Below are 16,036 nucleotides of genomic sequence, written 5' to 3' on the forward strand. Positions count from 1 at the left end.
GCCCATGCCCGCCGCACGACAGCCGCACCACCCAGGTGCCGTCCCCCACGTTTCCGCGCGAACCCCCGTCACACCCCGTCACCCGCCCTCGATCTTCGAGACGATGACCCGGTTGGCGCGCCGGCACGGAGCGGTCAACCTGGGGCAGGGCTTCCCGGACGCCGACGGCCCGGAGTGGATCCGGTCTCTGGCGGCCGAGGCGATCGTCACGGGCCGGGCGGAAGGAGTCGAGCACGCCAACCAGTACGCCCCGGGCCGGGGCGACCCCGCGCTCCGCCGGGCGGTGGCGGACCACCAGCGCCGCCACTATGGGCTGGAGGTGGACCCGGACCGCGAGGTCCTGGTGACCACGGGTGCCACCGAGGGCATCGCCGCGGCGCTGCTGGCCCTCGTGCGGCCGGGTGACGAAATCCTGGCCTTCGAGCCGTACTACGACTCCTATGCGGCCGTCGCGGCCCTGACCGGGGCCCGGTTCGTCACCGTGCCGCTCGCCGCACCGGATTTCCAACCGGATCTCGAGGCCCTGGAGTCGGCCATCACCGGGTACACCCGGATCCTGCTGCTGAACACCCCACACAACCCCACCGGGGCCGTGATTCCGCCCGCAGTCCTCTCCCGGATCGTGGCCCTCTGTGCGCGGCACGACGTCCTCATCCTCAGCGACGAGGTCTACGAGCACCTGGTCTTCGGGGGCCGCCACCACCCCGTCGCCTCCGTGCCCGGCGGGTGGGAGCGCACGCTGACCGTCTCGTCCGCCGGCAAGAGCTTCTCCCTCACCGGCTGGAAGGTGGGATGGCTCACCGGTCCGGCAGACCTCGTGGAGTCGGTGTACTCGGTCAAGCAGTTCCTCACCTACTCGTCCGGCCCCGCCTACCAGGCGGCCATCGCCCGAGCCCTGCCGGAGGGCGACGGGTTCCTGGTCGAGCAGCGCGACCGCTACCGCTCCGCCCGTGACACCCTGGTGGCCGGCTTGCGCTCGGCCGGACTCGATCCCGTGGTGCCGGCTGCCGGGTACTTCACCGTGTCCGACCTGGCCGACCTCGGAGTGGACGACGCGCGGGCCGCAGCCGCGGTGCTGGCCGAGCGGGCCGGCGTCGTGGGCATCCCGGTGGGAGCCCTGTGTGGGCCGCCGGCTCACCCGGGTGGTCCCGCTCCGTTCGGGTCCTGGATGCGCTGGGCCTTCTGCAAGTCTCCCGAGGTCCTGACCGAGGCGGTGGCCCGGCTACAGGGGCTGGGCCGGGCCCTCTCCGGCTGACGTCCCGGCCCCAGCCGTCCCATCCCCTGGGGCATCGCCTGGGGCCTGCTCCGCCTCGCCCGGACCGGATCGTAGGCAGAAGTACAGGATGGTCTCGCCGTAGGTCCGGGATTCCAGCAATTCGAAGTCCTCGGGCCAGTCCGGTGTGGCCGATCGGGCCGAGCGTTCCAGGACCAGCAGGCCGTCCGGCACCAGGACGGTGGAGATCCGCTGGAGCGTCTCCGCCAGTTCGGAACCGCCCAGCGGATACGGCGGATCGGCCAGGACCAGGTCCCAGGGGCCGGCGCCGGTGGGTTCAGAGAGCACCCGGTCCACGTCCCCGGCGGCCACCTGGACCACGCTCCGGCCCACACGCTGGTTGACGGCGGCCGCGTTCCGCCGGCACACGGCGGCGGCCCGCCGATCCCGCTCCACCAGCAGCACCCTCTCGGCGCCCCGGCTCGCCGCCTCGCCACCCAGGGCACCGGAACCGGCGAACAGGTCCACGACGGCGGTGCCCTCCAACCAGCCCCGGCTCGCCAGCCAGGAGAAGAGGGCCTCGCGGGTGCGATCAGTGGTGGGCCGGGTGGCCTGTCCCGGGACGGACTCGAGCTGCAGTGATCCGGCCTGGCCGGCAATGATCCTTGGCATCTGTCTCCTTCGGGCGGGCCCGGTCAGCCCTTCTCGATGTAGTCGCCGGTGTCCTCATGGCCCGCCTCCCAGGCCTGCACGGCCGCCGCCAGCTCCGGGTGGTCCAGCGTGCCCGCGGCGGACTGGTGTAGGGCAACCCATCCGGCGGCCAGCTCGATGAGGTCAGCGTGCTGGAGCACCCGCAGGACCTTCAGCCGGCTCCCGCCGTGCTGGGCGGCCCCGAGCACGTCCCCCTCGCCACGCTGCTGGACGTCGGCGCGCGCGATCTCGAGCCCGTCCTGGGTGCCGGCGACCACCTCGAGCCGGTCGATCGCCGGATGCCCGTCCGGCAGGCGGGTGGCGAGCAGGCAGGTGGCCGGGGCCGCACCACGGCCCACCCGCCCGCGCAGCTGGTGGAGGGTGGACAGCCCGAAGGCCTCCGCATCGAGGATGGCCATGACGGTGGCGTTGGGCACGTCCACGCCGACCTCGACCACGGTGGTGGCCACCAGGATGTCGAGGTCCCCGGCCACGAAGCGGCTCATGGTCTCCGCCTGGGTCTGTTGGTCCTGCCGACCGTGCAGTCCGGCGATGCGCACGCCCTGCAACACGGGCAGGGAGGCGAGCCGGGGCACCATGTCCTCGACCGCAGCGTCGTGACGGTGGTCCCGGGCCGTGCCAGCGGAGTTGTCCGGACTGGCGGGGTTGTCAGGACTGGCAGGACTGGCGGAGTTGTCAGGATTGTCAGGGTTGTCCCGGCGGTCGGTCGGGTCGATCTTGGGGCACACCACGAACGCCTGGTGTCCCGCGGCCACCTGTTCGGCGATCACCTCCCAGACGCGGCCGATGATCCGGGGGCCATGGGCCATCCGGGCGAGGTGGGTGGCCACCGGCTGCCGACCGGACGGCAGCCCGGGCAGAAGCGTCAGGTCCAGGTCGCCGAACACGGTCATCGCCACGGAACGAGGGATCGGAGTGGCACTCATGACCAGCAGGTGGGTACCGGGGTTCTCTCGGCGCAGCGCCTCGCGCTGGTCCACTCCGAAGCGGTGCTGCTCGTCCACGACCGCCAGCCCCAGGTCGGCGAATTGAACGGTTCCGGAGAACAGGGCATGGGTACCGACCACCAGACCGGCCTGGCCGGAGGCGATCTTCAGCAACGCCTCACGTCGCTGGGCGGTCGTGAGAGAACCAGTCAACAGGACCACCTCGGTGGCGGGTCCGTCCGGGGCGTCGAGCCGGCCGGCGTGCGCGAGGGGGCCGAGCGTGACCGTCAGGGAGCGGTAGTGCTGCGCGGCCAGCACCTCCGTCGGGGCGACCAGGGCCGCCTGCCCGCCGGCATCCACAACTTGCGCCATGGCGCGCAGGGCCACGAGCGTCTTGCCGGAGCCCACCTCGCCCTGCAGCAGCCGGCTCATGGGCCGGCCACGGGCCAGGTCGGCTGAGATCGCCTCCCCGGCGGAGACCTGGCCGTCGGTCAGCGTGAAGGGCAGTCGTGCGTCCAGGGCGGCCAGCAGCCCGTTCCCGACGGCGGCGCGGGACACCGCGTCCGGCATCGCCGCCGCATGGCGCCGCACTGCCAGCGCCCCTTGGAGCACCAGAGCCTCCTGCAGGGCGAACCGGCGCCGGGCCCTGAGCGCGTCCGCCACCACGGCCGGGCGGTGGAAGTCCCGATACGCGGCGGCGAGTCCGGGCAGAGGGACGCCGTCCGTGGCCGCCTCCTCGAGCAGGTCGGCCGGGACCGGATCCTGGAGTGCGTCCGCGTCAAGGGCGTCCAGGACGGTGCCGATGCTGGCCCGCAGGACCCAGCTGGGAACCTTGGCCGTGGCCGGATAGAGCGGCACCGGAGCCAGGTCCTCCTCGCCCGGCACCTCGGCCTCGTCCAGCACGGAGAAGTCCGGGTTGTTCAGCGTCTTCTCACCCCGGTAGAGGGCGGTCTTCCCATGGAACATGGCCCGGTGGCCCGGTTGCAGCCGGCGCAGTGCCTCGTAGCTGTTGAAGAAGGCCATGTCGAGGGAGGCCGGACGCAACGGGTCGTCGTCCGTCACCGTGACGTCCACGATGAACCCGCGCCGGGAGTGCATGTTCCGGCGGTCCACGGACACCACTCGGGCGACCACGGTGACCTGATCGCCCACGGGCAGGGAGGCGATCGGTGTCAGTTCCCCGCGTTCGATCCAGCGCCGGGGGAAGTGCTCCAACAGGTCCCGGACGGTACTGAGGCCCATCTCCCTGTCCAGGCGCTGGCCGGTGCGGCCGCCCAGGAGCCGGTCGAGCGGCTGGTTGAGCGGATCGGGTCTCACCCGGCGGTCTCCGGGTCCTGCAGGGAGGTGATCACCAGGTTCTCCGGTTCGCCGGCCTTGCGGACCAGGGCCTCTGCCGCCGCGTGGTCGTCCACGTGCACGTGCAGTCTCCACCGCACGGGGGCGTTGGGCTCGCCGCTCTCCTCACCGGAGGTGCCGACGGGGCTCATGATCACGGAGTCCCCCATGTCATTGAGCTCGAACCGGAGGGTGGCGGCCGTGAGGGGATCCAGCGAGATGCTGCACATCAGCTCGTAGCCCACCGGTGAGTCCAGGCCCTCGTGGATGTGCGGGTCCGAGGCGGAGAACCCGTGCAGTCCGTCCAGCAGACCCGGGTCGATGCTGGTGCCCATGACCGTGGCCCGCAGGGAGTCGAGCACCAGCAACAGTCCCATGCCGCCCGCATCGACCACGTGTGCTGCCGTCAGGGCCGGCAGCTGGCCCTCCGTCTGGACCACGGCCTGCCAGGCCGCGCCCACGATGGCGTCCAGTGCGGCACCGAGTTCCCGGCGGCTCATGACCTGGTCGTCCGGTTGACCCCGCAGCCCGGCGGCATGCTCGGACGCCGCGCGGGCGGCCGCCGCGAGCACCGTCAGCATGGTGCCCTCCTGCGGATCGGACAGGGCGGCCCAACAGCTGGTCTGGGCGCGTTCGAGAGCCGAGGCCAGCGTCGGGGCCGCGAGTCGCTCGTGGCCGGTCAGCGGTTCGGACATGCCGATCAGCATCACGGCCAGCAGCGTCCCGGAGTTACCTCGGGCCTGGTCCAGCGCGGCGCGGCCGGCGAGGGACATCAGGGCGCCAACGTCCTCCGTGGTCTCCTCGGCCACCGCGGCACGGGCGGCGCGAACGGTGCCGTACAGGTTGCTGCCGGTGTCACCGTCCGGGACCGGGAAGATGTTGATGGCATCCATCCGATCGGAGGCATTGCCCAGGACGGTCTCCGCCAGCTCCAGCCACTGGTGCACCCGCGAGGGACTCCGGCGTGGAGTGTCGTCCATGGTCATGCCGGGCGCCTCACCGGAATCGCATACCCGTCAGGGCCTTCTGGTTGGACTGTCCCTTGCCCCGGGTGGAGGCGCCACCGGCGCCGGAGGAACGGCTGCCCTGGGAACGGCGGGCCGACGTGGGTTCCACGGCGTCCGACTCATAGGCGTACTGGTACGCGTAGTACGTGCCACGCTTCTGCGGCACGCGGGTCAGCACTAGGCCCAGCACACGGGCGTCCACGGAGGCCAGGCTGTCCAGACCGCCCTGCAGCTGCTCACGGTGGACGTAACCGTCCACGCGGGTGACGAGCAGGACACCGGAGGCCATGGAGGCCAGGACCGTCGGGTCGGTGACCGGCTGCAGCGGCGGGGCGTCGATGAGCACCACGTCGTAGCGTCCCTCGAGCTGGCGCAGCAGGCGGCGCATGGCCTCGGAGCCGAGCAGCTCGGAGGGGTTCGGCGGGATCTCGCCGGAGGTGATGATGTCCAGTTCGCCCTCAGGACCCCAGGACTGGATGGCGTCCTCGAGGTCGATCTGGCCGGACAGGATCGTGGACAGGCCCACGGCTCCTTCCAAGCCGAGTGTCTTCGCGACGCGCGGACGGCGGAGGTCGGCGTCGATGATGACGACCCGGCTGCCCGACTCGGCCATCATGATGCCGAGGTTGCACGCGGTGGTGGTCTTGCCCTCGCCCGGGATGGAGGAGGTCACGACCACGGACTGGGTGCCGCCGTCCACATTCGTGAACTTCAGGTGGGTGCGCAGCTGACGGTAGTTCTCGGCCCGCGGATCGAACTGGTCGTCCAGCGAGATGATCGGCTCATCCTCGGCCGACTTGTGGTCGGCGAAGGCACCCAGGATCGCGGCGTCAGTGATGCGCTCCACATCCTCGCGGTTGCGGATGCGGGAGTCCAGAAGCGTACGCAGCAGGGCGAAGGCCACACCGAGTGCGGCGCCGACCACCAGGCCCAGGACGAGATTCAGGGCCACTCGGGGACTCGACGGGGTCAGCGGCACGGACGCCTGCTCCACCACGGATAGGTCCACCAGGGGGTCGTTGGCGCCCTCCGGGTCCTCCACCTCATACACGGTCGCGATCAGCGACTCTGCCACGGAGTTGGCGATCTCTGCCGACTGGGCCGGGTCCTCATGGCTGGCCGAGAGGTTGATCAGCACGGTCTGCGGCGGGGCCGTGGCCTCGATCGTGGCGGCCAGCCCCTGCACGGTCAGGTCCAGGCCGAGGTCTTCGATGACAGGCTGCAGGACGCGCGGGCTGGTGGCGAGGGTGACATAGGACGTGACCCGCTTCTCGGAGAAGCTGGAGCCCTGCAGGATGTCGCTCGCAGTATCACCGGAGTTCACGGCCACGAAGATCTGTGTCCGGGCGGTGTATGTCGGCTTCGTCAGTGCCGTGGCACCGGCTGCGACGGCCACCCCCAAGAGGGTCACCAACAGAATCGACAGCCAATTGTTCCGCAGGATCCGGATGTAGTCGCGAAGGTCCAAGTCGCGATCCTTTCGTAAGTGTGTGCCGGTCACTGACCGGAAAGGTAGGAGGCCACATCGTCCTGGCTCAACGCTGCGCCGATCTCCTCAATCGCCTGTTCGTCCGGCCAGACGACTGACTGGCCCCCCGCGCGGCCCACGCCGTTAGTGGGCACCGTGAACATCTCCAGGTCGTCCGAACGGATGTCCGTCATGGTCCTGCCGATGGAGATCAATTCCCCTGAGTTAAGGGTTTCATCGAGCGTCAGGTATGGAGACAACCCACCAACCATATCCGAGATCCTGCCGGGGTTTGTCAGCGTTTCCGCGGTCAGGACCTTTTGGGCCACCGCCTTCAGGAACAACTGCTGGTTTCCGACGCGCGAATAGTCGCCGTCGGAGAAGGCATAACGCTCGCGGACGAAGGACAAGGCCGTGTCCCCGTCCATGTGCTGGGCGCCCGCCTGGAAGGAATGGCCGCCATTGCCCGCCTGGAAGGACTCCGGAACGGTGATGTCCACGCCTCCGAGCGAATCCACCAGGCCTTCGAATCCAGCCATGTCCACGGCAGCCACGTGGTCGATCCGGGTGCCGAACAGGCTCTCCAGGGTCTGGACCGTCTTCGGCACGCCACCGAAGGAGTAGGCGGCATTGAGCTTGTGCGTTCCCTCGCCCGGGATCTCCACCCAGAGGTCGCGCATGACGGACATCACGTAGACCGCCTCCCGGTCACCCGGGATGTGGACCCACATCATCGTGTCGGACCGCCCAGCCTGGGGTACCCCGGCCAGGTTCTCGGTCTCTCCCGAGCCGCCGCCGGAGTCGGAGCCGAGCAGCAGGATGTTCAGCGGTTCCTCCTTACCCTCTTCGGCCGGTGCCTTGGTGGGACGGGAATCCGCCTCCGGGAACGTCGTCTCGAAGCGTTGCGTGTCGTTGTCGAACGTGGAGGCGAGGTTCGCCAGGTATCCGATGGCCACGGCGCCGGCCCCGATGACCAGGACCAGGACGATGCCGAGCGTCAGCCAGACGGCCCGGTTCTTCCCCTTCTTGCGGTGACCGCGGTCGCGCTGGCCCCCGGATCCGCCATCGCCCGTGTCACCCATGGAGTCGGAGAGGTCAGACGAGGGTTCAGACACAGAGGTCCTCCGGGGTCGGTCGGTATCGGTGGCAGTGGGTCACACGCGGCAACGGTGGCGTTGTGGCCCTCGGTGCGCGTGCCATAGGGATCCTGCCCGTCATGGCCCCTCGCCTGTGGTGCTCGTCCCATGATAAAGCACCGTCACGGGCCCTCATCGTAGGCTGTCAGCATGCTTTCCCCCGGCGTGCCTCCCCGCAATCCTGTGACGACCACCTGCCCCGAGCGTTCCACCACAACGGCCGTTACTCGGCTGTCCCGCCCCCGGTTGTCCCGGGTTCGCAGCTTCCGATCCGTCGGGGCCGTCGCCGTGGTGGGACTCGGCCTGGTCGTCAGCGGATGCACCGCGCCCGTCGCCGATGTCGAGGCGGCCCCGGAGGCGACCGACCCGGTGTGTGCCGAGGCCATGGTATCCCTGCCGGACGCCGTCGCAGGTTTCGACCGCCGGGAGACGGACAGCCAGGCCACGGCCGCCTGGGGCGAGCCCTCTGCCGTCATCCTCCGCTGTGGCGTCCCCGTCCCGGGGCCCACCACCGAGCACTGCGTGACGGCCAACGGCATCGACTGGGTCACGCGGGACGACGGGGATTTCTGGACGCTGACCACCTATGGCCGCTCCCCCGCCATCGAGGTGCTGTTCGATGACACCCGGGCGGCGTCGAGCTCGGTCATGGTGGATCTCTCCTCGGCTGTGGGACGCATCCCCGCCACCGGCGGGTGCACCACCTCGGCCCCCACCCAGGCGCCGATCCCGGAGACGGACGCGCCGTCGTCGTAGTGGTGCCGCAGCTCCGAGAAGACCGCCGCGCCGGACCTAGTGGAGCCCGGTGCCGCGCTCGAGAGCGAGCTGCAGGAGTTCGTCGATCAGTTCGCCGTAGGCCAGCCCGGACCGCTCCCACATGGCGGGATACATGCTGATCGGGGTGAAGCCCGGCATCGTGTTGATCTCGTTGATGACGAAACTGCCGGCGGGGGTGTAGAAGAAGTCCACGCGGGACAGACCCTCGGCGTCCACGGCGTCGAAGGCCACGATGGCGAGCCGGCGCACCGTGTCGATGGCCGCCTCGGGCAGGTCGGCCGGGCAGGACAGGTCTGCCGCGGTGTCGTCCTGGTACTTGGCCTGGAAATCGTAGAACTCGTGCTGACCGGAGCCGTCGTGGACCACGATCTCACCGGGCAGGGAGGCCCGTGGTGCCTGGACTCCATGGCCATCCAGCACCGCGCACTCGATCTCGCGGCCGACGATCCCGGCCTCGACGACGACCTTGGGGTCGAAGCGGCGGGCCTCCTCGATCGCTGCTGCGAGGTCCTCGGCGCCCGCCACCCGGGTGATGCCGAAGGACGAGCCCGCCCGGGCCGGCTTGACGAACACGGGGAAGGCCAGAGCGGCGACCCTCTCGAGAACGGCCTCCCGCTCACCACGCCACTGGCGGTCCGTGATGGTCTCCCACGGTCCGACCTGCAGCCCGGCGGCCTGGAAGGCGACCTTCATGAAGTGCTTGTCCATGCCCACGGCCGAGGCGAGCACGCCGGCGCCCACGTAGGGCACGGCGGCCATCTCGAGCTCTCCCTGCAGGGTCCCGTCCTCACCGAACGGCCCGTGCAGCAGCGGGAACACCACGTCGATGGCCCCGTGTGATTCCCCGCTGGCCACGGAGACGAGCTCATGGCCGCCCCCCTCGGAACAGCGCAACGCGAGCGGATCGGCCGGCTCCGGGACGTGCGGTAGGTCCCCGCCGGGCAGGTTCCACTGCGCCGGATCTGCCTCGAAGCCGTGCCACCGGCCGGACGCCGTGATCCCGACGGGCACCGCCTCGTACCGGTCCGGGTCCATGGCGTTCAGCACGCCGGAGGCGGTGATGCAGCTGATCGGGTGCTCGCTGGAGCGGCCTCCGAAGAGCACCAGCACGCGGAGCCGGCCATGGGCGCCAGACCCGAGCCGTGCGTTGCGGTCTGATTCCGTGGTCACGATCGTCCTTCCGGTTTGAGGTCACGGGCCAGCAGCAGCCCCGCCAGCGTGTCTACATCGAGGGCGCCCGCGATCACGGCATTCATGGCCTCGCTGATCGGCATCTCCACGCCGTGTCGCCGGGCGAGGTCGACCACCGCGGAGACCGACTTCATGCCCTCGGCGGTCTGCTTGAGCCGCGCGGTGGCTTCCTCCACGCTGAGCCCTTGGCCGAGGTACCGGCCGGCCGTCCTGTTGCGGGACAGGGGCGAGGCACACGTGGCCACGAGATCGCCCAGCCCGGCGAGCCCGGCCAGGGTCTCGGCCTGGCCCCCGAGGCTCTCGACCAGACGTGCGGTCTCGGCCAGCCCGCGGGTGATGACGGAGGCCTTCGAGTTGTCCCCGTAGCCCAGCCCGTCGCAGATCCCCACGGCCAGCGCGATCACGTTCTTGACCACGCCGCAGATCTCAACGCCGGTCACGTCCGTGTTGGTGTAGGGCCGGAAGTACGGGCCCGAGGTCCGCACCGCGATCCACTCGGCCGTGGCCGGGTCCGCTGAAGCCACCACGGTCGCCGTTGGCTCCTGCCGGGCGATCTCCAGGGCCAGGTTCGGCCCGGACACCACGGCGAACCGCTCCTCCGGCAGGCCGAGTTCTTCCGCGCACAGCTCACTCATCCGGGCGTCGCTACCGCGTTCCAGCCCCTTGACCAAGGACACCACGACGGCGGCCGGGTCCAGGTGGGCGCGAATGGTCGGCAGGTGCCCGCGGACCTCCTGGGCGGGGATGGCCAATACCACGAGTCCGGCACCGGCCACGGCCTCCGCCAGGTCGGTGGTGGCGCTCAGGCATGCCGGCAGGTCGATGTCCGGGAGGTAGTCGGTGTTGCGCTTCCGGGCCGTGATGTCCTCGGCCACCTCGGGGCGGCGGGCCCAGAGCACGATCTCCGGCTCGACCACCCCTCGTTCGATGGCGCTGTCCGCCAGGACCTTCGCGAAGGTGGTCCCCCAGCTGCCGGCTCCCACCACCACCAGCTTCTCGGGGCGCGCGTTCACGAGATCCCCTGGCCCCGGTGGCCCGCTTCCCGTTGCCCGGTGCGCGGATTCCACCGTCCCTCCGGCGCATCCTCGCCACGGAGGACCTCGAGTTCGCCGGTGATGGCCGTCATGATGCGTTCACTGGCGGTCTCCAGCACGGCTCGGGTCAGCGTGGACTCCCTCAGGTCCTCCAGGGGCACGGGGGCGCCGATGCGGATCCGTCCCGTCCGGCGGGGCCGGAGCCGGGGCGCCTTGGCGGTCTTCGGCAGCACCTCATGGATGCCCCACTGGGCCACCGGGATGACCGGCACCCCGGCCTTGAGAGCCAATCGCGCCGCCCCGGTCTTGGCCTTCATGGGCCACAGCTCGGGGTCTGCGGTCAGCGTTCCCTCGGGATAGATGATAATCGCGCCGCCCTCGGACAGGACCCGGTCTGCGGCCACGAGCGATTCGTTGCCGCCCCGGGCGCGGTCCACGGGAATCTGCCGCAACCCGGTGATGATCCCGCCCACGACCGGCAGCTGGAACAGCTCGGACTTGGCCAGGAAGTGCGGCAGGTGGCCCAGACTGTAGATCATGTGACCCAGGGCCAACGGGTCCAGGTTGGAGATGTGGTTGGCGCACACGATGAATCCCGATTCCGGGATGTGGTGAGCGCCCTGCCACTCCTTGGACATGATGGCGTTGAGCGCGGGACGGACCAGGGAGGCCGCCGCGAAGTAGCCGGCGCGCAGTCCGGTGGATTCGGTCACGAGTGGTCCCCTACCGGCCCGGGCTGCTCAACTCGACGTCTGCCCCGAGGCCGATGAGCTTGTCCATGAACTTCTCATAGCCGCGGTTGATGATCTCGATGCCGGTGGCACGCGAGGTTCCCTGGGCAGCGAGGGCGGCGATGAGGTGGGAGAACCCGCCGCGCAGGTCGGGGATGTCGAAATCCGCCCCGCGCAGTTCCGTCGGTCCGGAGATGACGGCAGAGTGCAGGAAGTTGCGCTGACCGAAACGGCACGGCACGGACCCCAGGCACTCACGGTGCAACTGGATGGAGGCGCCCATCCGCACGAGTGCGTCGGTGAACCCGAAGCGGTTCTCATAGACCGTCTCATGCACGATCGAGACGCCCTCGGCCTGGGACAGCGCCACCACGAGCGGCTGCTGCCAGTCCGTCATGAAACCCGGGTGGACGTTGGTCTCCAGGACGAGGGGCTTGAGGCTCCCCCCGCCGTGCCAGAAGCGGATGCCGTGATCGTCGACCTCGAACTCGCCGCCGATCTTCCGGTAGATGTTCAGGAAGGCCGTCAGGTCGCGTTGCATGGCGCCCTCGACGTAGATGTCCCCCTGGGTCACGAGTGCGGCCGAGGCCCAGGACGCCGACTCGTTGCGGTCCGGGATAGCTTGGTGGTTGAACCCGGAGAGTTCGTCGACGCCCTCGATCCGGATGGTGCGATCAGTCTGCACCGTGATGATGGCGCCCATCTTCTGCAGGATGTGGATCAGATCGTGGATCTCCGGCTCCACGGCGGCGCCCTTGAGCTCCGTGATGCCCTCGGCCTTCACTGCGGTCAACAACACCTGCTCGGTGGCGCCCACGGAGGGGTACGGCAACTCGAGCTTGGCGCCGGTGAGCCCCTTCGGTGCCGAGATGTGGATGCCGCCGGGTCGCTTCTCCACCACGGCGCCAAAGTTGCGCAGCACGGTCAGGTGGAAGTCGATCGGCCGGTCGCCGATCTTGCAGCCGCCGAGATCCGGGATGAAGGCCTCGCCGATGGAGTGCATCAGGGGGCCGCAGAACAGGATGGGGATGCGGGAGTCGCCGGCGTGGGCGTCGATCTCCGAGCTGGTGGCGGACTTGGTGTCCGCGGGATCCAGGGAGAGGTCCCCGGTCTCCGGATCCTTAGAGACCTTGACCCCGTGGACGGAGAGCAGGCCTGTGACAATGTCCACATCCCGGATCTCCGGGACGTTGCGCAGGATCGACGGTTTGCTGCCCAGCAGCGAGGCCACCATGGCCTTCGGCACCAGGTTCTTGGCGCCACGGACGGTCACGCGTCCTTCGAGCGGCTTACCGCCGTTGATCGTCAGCAGATTTCCCATAGACAGTGGCATTCCTCCGTGGCCCGCCGGAACGGGCCGTCGCTGGTGTGCGGATGGCTGGGACGTGCCCGGCGCAGATCCGCACACCAGCATACGGGGCGAAGCCGGATCAGTCCGGGATCACGCGGTCCGGGCCGGAAGCGTGGCGGGCTTGTAGGCCGGGCGGCTCGTCTCGAAGTCGGTGATCTCCTGCTCCGTGCGCAGGGTGAGGCCAATGTCATCGAGCCCCTCCATCAGGCGCCAGCGCGTGTAGTCGTCCACCTGGAATCCGGTGCTGAACGAACCGCACGTCACGGTGCGAGCCTCCAGGTCCACCGTCACCTCCGTGCCGGGATGGTTTTCGAGCTCCTTCCAGATCAGCTCGATGTCCTGCTGGTCCACCTCGGCGGCCAGCAGGCCCTGCTTGCCGGAGTTGCCGCGGAAGATGTCCGCGAAGCGGGCGGACAGGACCACTCTGAACCCGAAGTCCTTCAGGGCCCACACCGCGTGCTCGCGAGAGGAACCCGTGCCGAAGTCCGGGCCCGCCACCAGGACGGAACCGGCCGAGTAGGGCTCCCGGTTCAGGATGAACTCCGGGTCCTTGCGCCAGCCGGCGAACAGGGCGTCCTCGAAACCGGTACGGGTGATCCGTTTGAGGTAGACCGCCGGGATGATCTGGTCCGTGTCCACATTGGACTGCTTCAGCGGAACGCCGATCCCGGTGTGGCTGGTGAAGGGTTCCATGTCAGGCCTCCTGCAGTTCGGATTCGAATGCCGTCAGGTCGGACGGCGAGGACAACGTGCCTCGGATCGCGGTTGCGGCCGCGACCACCGGCGAGACCAGGTGGGTGCGGCCACCCTTGCCCTGGCGCCCCTCGAAGTTGCGGTTGGACGTGGACGCGCACCGCTCTCCCGGGGCCAACTGATCCGGGTTCATCCCGAGGCACATGGAGCAGCCGGCGAAGCGCCATTCGGCACCGAAATCCTTGAACACGCGGTCCAGGCCTTCGGCCTCCGCCTCCAGTCGCACCCGGGCGGAGCCGGGGACCACGATCATCCGCACGTTTTCGTCCTTGGTCCGCCCCTCGATGATCGCGGCTGCCGTGCGCAGGTCCTCGAGCCGGGAGTTGGTGCAGGAGCCCAGGAAGACGGTGTCCACCCGGATGTCCTTCATCGGCATGCCGGCGGTCAGGTCCATGTACTCCAGCGCCCGCTCGGCGGCGGCCCGGGCGTTCGGGTCGTCGAAGTGCTCCGGGTTCGGAACGGTGTCACTGAGGGACACACCCTGCCCCGGGTTCGTGCCCCAGGTGACGAAGGGCTCCAGCTCGTCGGCGTCCAGGAAGACCTCGGCATCGAAGGTGGCACCCTCGTCCGTGGGCAGGCTGGACCAGTACTCGACGGCGGCGTCCCAGTCCTCGCCCTGGGGGGCGTGGGGACGGCCCTTGATGTACTCGAAGGTCGTCTCGTCCGGGGCGATCATACCGGCGCGGGCACCGGCCTCGATCGACATGTTGCAGATGGTCATGCGCGCGTCCATGGACAGCGCCCGAATGGCCGAACCCCGGTACTCCAGGACGTACCCCTGCCCGCCACCGGTGCCGATCTTCGCGATGACCGCGAGGATGATGTCCTTGGCGGTCACCCCCTCCCGGAGGGTGCCCTCGACGGTGATGGCCATGGTCTTGAATGGCTTGAGTGGCAGGGACTGAGTGGCCAGCACATGCTCGACCTCGGAGGTGCCGATGCCGAAGGCCAGGGCTCCGAAAGCGCCGTGCGTGGAGGTGTGCGAGTCGCCGCACACCACGGTCATGCCCGGCTGGGTGAGGCCCAATTGTGGCCCCACCACGTGGACGATGCCCTGTTCGGCGTCGCCCAGGGAATGGAGCCGGATGCCGAACTCCTGGGCGTTGTCCCGCAGGGTCTGGATCTGCTTGGCCGAGACCGGATCGGCGATCGGCTTGTCGATCTCCAACGTGGGGGTGTTGTGGTCCTCGGTGGCGATCGTCAGGTCGGGGCGCCGGACGGTGCGGCCCGCCAGGCGTAGCCCCTCGAAGGCCTGTGGGCTGGTGACCTCGTGCATGATGTGCAGGTCGATGTACAGCAGGTCGGGGGTCTGGGCGTCGCCGGCACCGCTGCCGGGGAACACCACGTGATCCTGCCAGACCTTCTCGGCCAGCGTGCGCGGGACTGCTGCTGTTGAGGCCGTTGCGACTGTTGCGGCTACGTTTTCAGGGGATGCCTGGGCTACCATCTCGTGTCCTTCCACCAGTGACATCCATACTCTGGCACCGCGGCGCCGACGGTAGCCATCACGGCCGCGAATGTCTCACATACTGAGACGCTAGTATCAGAGTATGGACACTTCGGAGCACGAGACACCGCAGGCCCTCCACACCCCGAGCGGGGTCGGCGTGGTGGACAAGGCCGCCGCCATCCTGGATGCCCTCGAGGCCGGGCCGACGTCGCTGGCCGAGTTGGTGTCCGCCACGGGCATCGCGCGGCCCACCCTCCATCGCCTCGCCTCGGCACTCGTCCATCACCGGCTGGTCGGCCGTGACCTGCAGGGCCGCTACGTCTTGGGCAGCAGGCTCTCCGAGCTGGCCTCGGCTGCCGGTGAGGACCGGCTGACGGCGGCCGCCGGCCCGGTACTGTCCCGGTTGCGGGATGCCACCGGGGAGAGTTCCCAGCTCTTCCGCCGGCAGGCCGACGCCCGCGTGTGCGTCGCCAGTGCTGAGAGGCCGGTGGGGCTCCGCGACACCATTCCAGTCGGGACGCGGCTGTCCATGAAGGCCGGCTCTGCCGCACAGGTGCTGCTGGCGTGGGAGGACAATGAACGGCTCGTCGAGGGCCTCAACGGGGCCGTCTACACCCCCACGGTGCTGGCCGCCGTCCGGCGCCGTGGCTGGGCCCAGTCACTGGGGGAACGCGAGCCGGGAGTCGCCTCCGTCTCGGCACCGGTGCGCGGTCCGAGCGGACGGGTGATCGCCGCCGTGTCCATCTCCGGACCCATCGAACGTTTGACCCGCCAACCCGGACGGGTCCACGCGGAGACGGTGATGCGCCACGCGCACAACCTCACCGAACTGATCCGGACCACGCACACCCAGGCACGCTAGGTGCGTGGGTCGGTAGTGATTTGATGACCCGCGGAGTGTGAAGGGTCAGGGTCGGCGAGGACGGGGTAGTACTGACCCGGGGCGGCAGCGG

At 69.6% G+C, this 16,036-nt stretch carries 14 protein-coding genes; 3 read left to right on the forward strand and 11 right to left on the reverse strand.

Going from position 1 to position 16,036, the window contains the following annotated elements; genetic code table 11:
* Positions 1-4 precede the first annotated feature (4 nt).
* The gene (locus AB0333_RS11660) at positions 5-1,255 is read left to right on the forward strand and encodes an aminotransferase class I/II-fold pyridoxal phosphate-dependent enzyme (protein ID WP_366218836.1); all 1,251 of its coding nucleotides are present in this window, start codon (positions 5-7) and stop codon (positions 1,253-1,255) included.
* Here the strand turns inward: AB0333_RS11660 and rsmD are convergent.
* Genes rsmD through AB0333_RS11685 form a run of 5 tightly spaced genes read right to left on the reverse strand, consistent with a single transcriptional unit; the run spans position 1,223 to position 7,775 of the window.
* Positions 1,223-1,885: a 16S rRNA (guanine(966)-N(2))-methyltransferase RsmD gene (gene rsmD / locus AB0333_RS11665; RefSeq protein ID WP_366218837.1), complete on the reverse strand. Its 663-nt coding sequence runs from the start codon at positions 1,883-1,885 to the stop codon at positions 1,223-1,225. The two genes, AB0333_RS11660 and rsmD, sit on opposite strands and share 33 nt — an antisense overlap.
* 23 nt (positions 1,886-1,908) lie before the next feature.
* Positions 1,909-4,167, reverse strand: a complete 2,259-nt coding sequence (locus AB0333_RS11670; RefSeq protein WP_366218838.1) for an ATP-dependent DNA helicase RecG — start codon at positions 4,165-4,167, stop codon at positions 1,909-1,911.
* Positions 4,164-5,171: a DAK2 domain-containing protein gene (locus AB0333_RS11675; RefSeq protein WP_245952041.1), complete on the reverse strand. Its 1,008-nt coding sequence runs from the start codon at positions 5,169-5,171 to the stop codon at positions 4,164-4,166. Before AB0333_RS11675 ends, AB0333_RS11670 begins: the two co-directional genes overlap by 4 nt.
* Positions 5,172-5,181: 10 nt before the next feature.
* On the reverse strand, positions 5,182-6,660 hold the full coding sequence (locus AB0333_RS11680) for a polysaccharide biosynthesis tyrosine autokinase (protein WP_366218839.1): 1,479 nt from the start codon (positions 6,658-6,660) through the stop codon (positions 5,182-5,184).
* A gap of 29 nt (positions 6,661-6,689) precedes the next feature.
* Positions 6,690-7,775 (reverse strand): LCP family protein, encoded by a 1,086-nt coding sequence (locus AB0333_RS11685; RefSeq protein ID WP_366218840.1) that lies wholly within the window; start codon positions 7,773-7,775, stop codon positions 6,690-6,692.
* A gap of 171 nt (positions 7,776-7,946) precedes the next feature.
* On the opposite strand from AB0333_RS11685, the gene AB0333_RS11690 reads away from it, so the two are divergent.
* Entirely contained in the window at positions 7,947-8,552 is a 606-nt protein-coding gene (locus tag AB0333_RS11690; RefSeq protein WP_366218841.1) for a DUF3515 family protein, read from the forward strand.
* A gap of 36 nt (positions 8,553-8,588) precedes the next feature.
* Here AB0333_RS11690 and AB0333_RS11695 read toward each other — a convergent pair whose 3' ends face one another.
* From AB0333_RS11695 to leuC, 6 genes are all read right to left on the reverse strand, one after another.
* Positions 8,589-9,743, reverse strand: coding sequence for a D-alanine--D-alanine ligase family protein (locus AB0333_RS11695; protein WP_366218842.1), 1,155 nt, complete (start codon positions 9,741-9,743; stop codon positions 8,589-8,591).
* Positions 9,740-10,777: an NAD(P)H-dependent glycerol-3-phosphate dehydrogenase gene (locus AB0333_RS11700; RefSeq protein WP_366218843.1), complete on the reverse strand. Its 1,038-nt coding sequence runs from the start codon at positions 10,775-10,777 to the stop codon at positions 9,740-9,742. The genes AB0333_RS11695 and AB0333_RS11700 overlap by 4 nt, the downstream gene beginning before the upstream one ends.
* Positions 10,774-11,511, reverse strand: coding sequence for a lysophospholipid acyltransferase family protein (locus AB0333_RS11705; protein WP_366218844.1), 738 nt, complete (start codon positions 11,509-11,511; stop codon positions 10,774-10,776). Before AB0333_RS11705 ends, AB0333_RS11700 begins: the two co-directional genes overlap by 4 nt.
* Before the next feature lie 10 nt (positions 11,512-11,521).
* The gene (gene murA, locus AB0333_RS11710) at positions 11,522-12,850 is read right to left on the reverse strand and encodes a UDP-N-acetylglucosamine 1-carboxyvinyltransferase (RefSeq protein ID WP_366218845.1); all 1,329 of its coding nucleotides are present in this window, start codon (positions 12,848-12,850) and stop codon (positions 11,522-11,524) included.
* 120 nt (positions 12,851-12,970) lie between these two features.
* A complete protein-coding gene (leuD, locus tag AB0333_RS11715; protein WP_366218846.1) occupies positions 12,971-13,573 on the reverse strand; it encodes a 3-isopropylmalate dehydratase small subunit in 603 nt (200 codons plus the stop codon).
* 1 nt (position 13,574) lies between these two features.
* The gene (gene leuC / locus AB0333_RS11720; RefSeq protein ID WP_366218847.1) at positions 13,575-15,080 is read right to left on the reverse strand and encodes a 3-isopropylmalate dehydratase large subunit; all 1,506 of its coding nucleotides are present in this window, start codon (positions 15,078-15,080) and stop codon (positions 13,575-13,577) included.
* A gap of 103 nt (positions 15,081-15,183) precedes the next feature.
* Between leuC and AB0333_RS11725 the strand changes: the two genes are divergently transcribed.
* The gene (locus AB0333_RS11725; protein WP_115930974.1) at positions 15,184-15,945 is read left to right on the forward strand and encodes an IclR family transcriptional regulator; all 762 of its coding nucleotides are present in this window, start codon (positions 15,184-15,186) and stop codon (positions 15,943-15,945) included.
* Positions 15,946-16,036 lie beyond the last annotated feature (91 nt).

Source organism: Citricoccus sp. NPDC079358, from assembly GCF_040702545.1.
In the GTDB taxonomy this organism is placed as follows: Bacteria; Actinomycetota; Actinomycetes; order Actinomycetales; family Micrococcaceae; genus Citricoccus.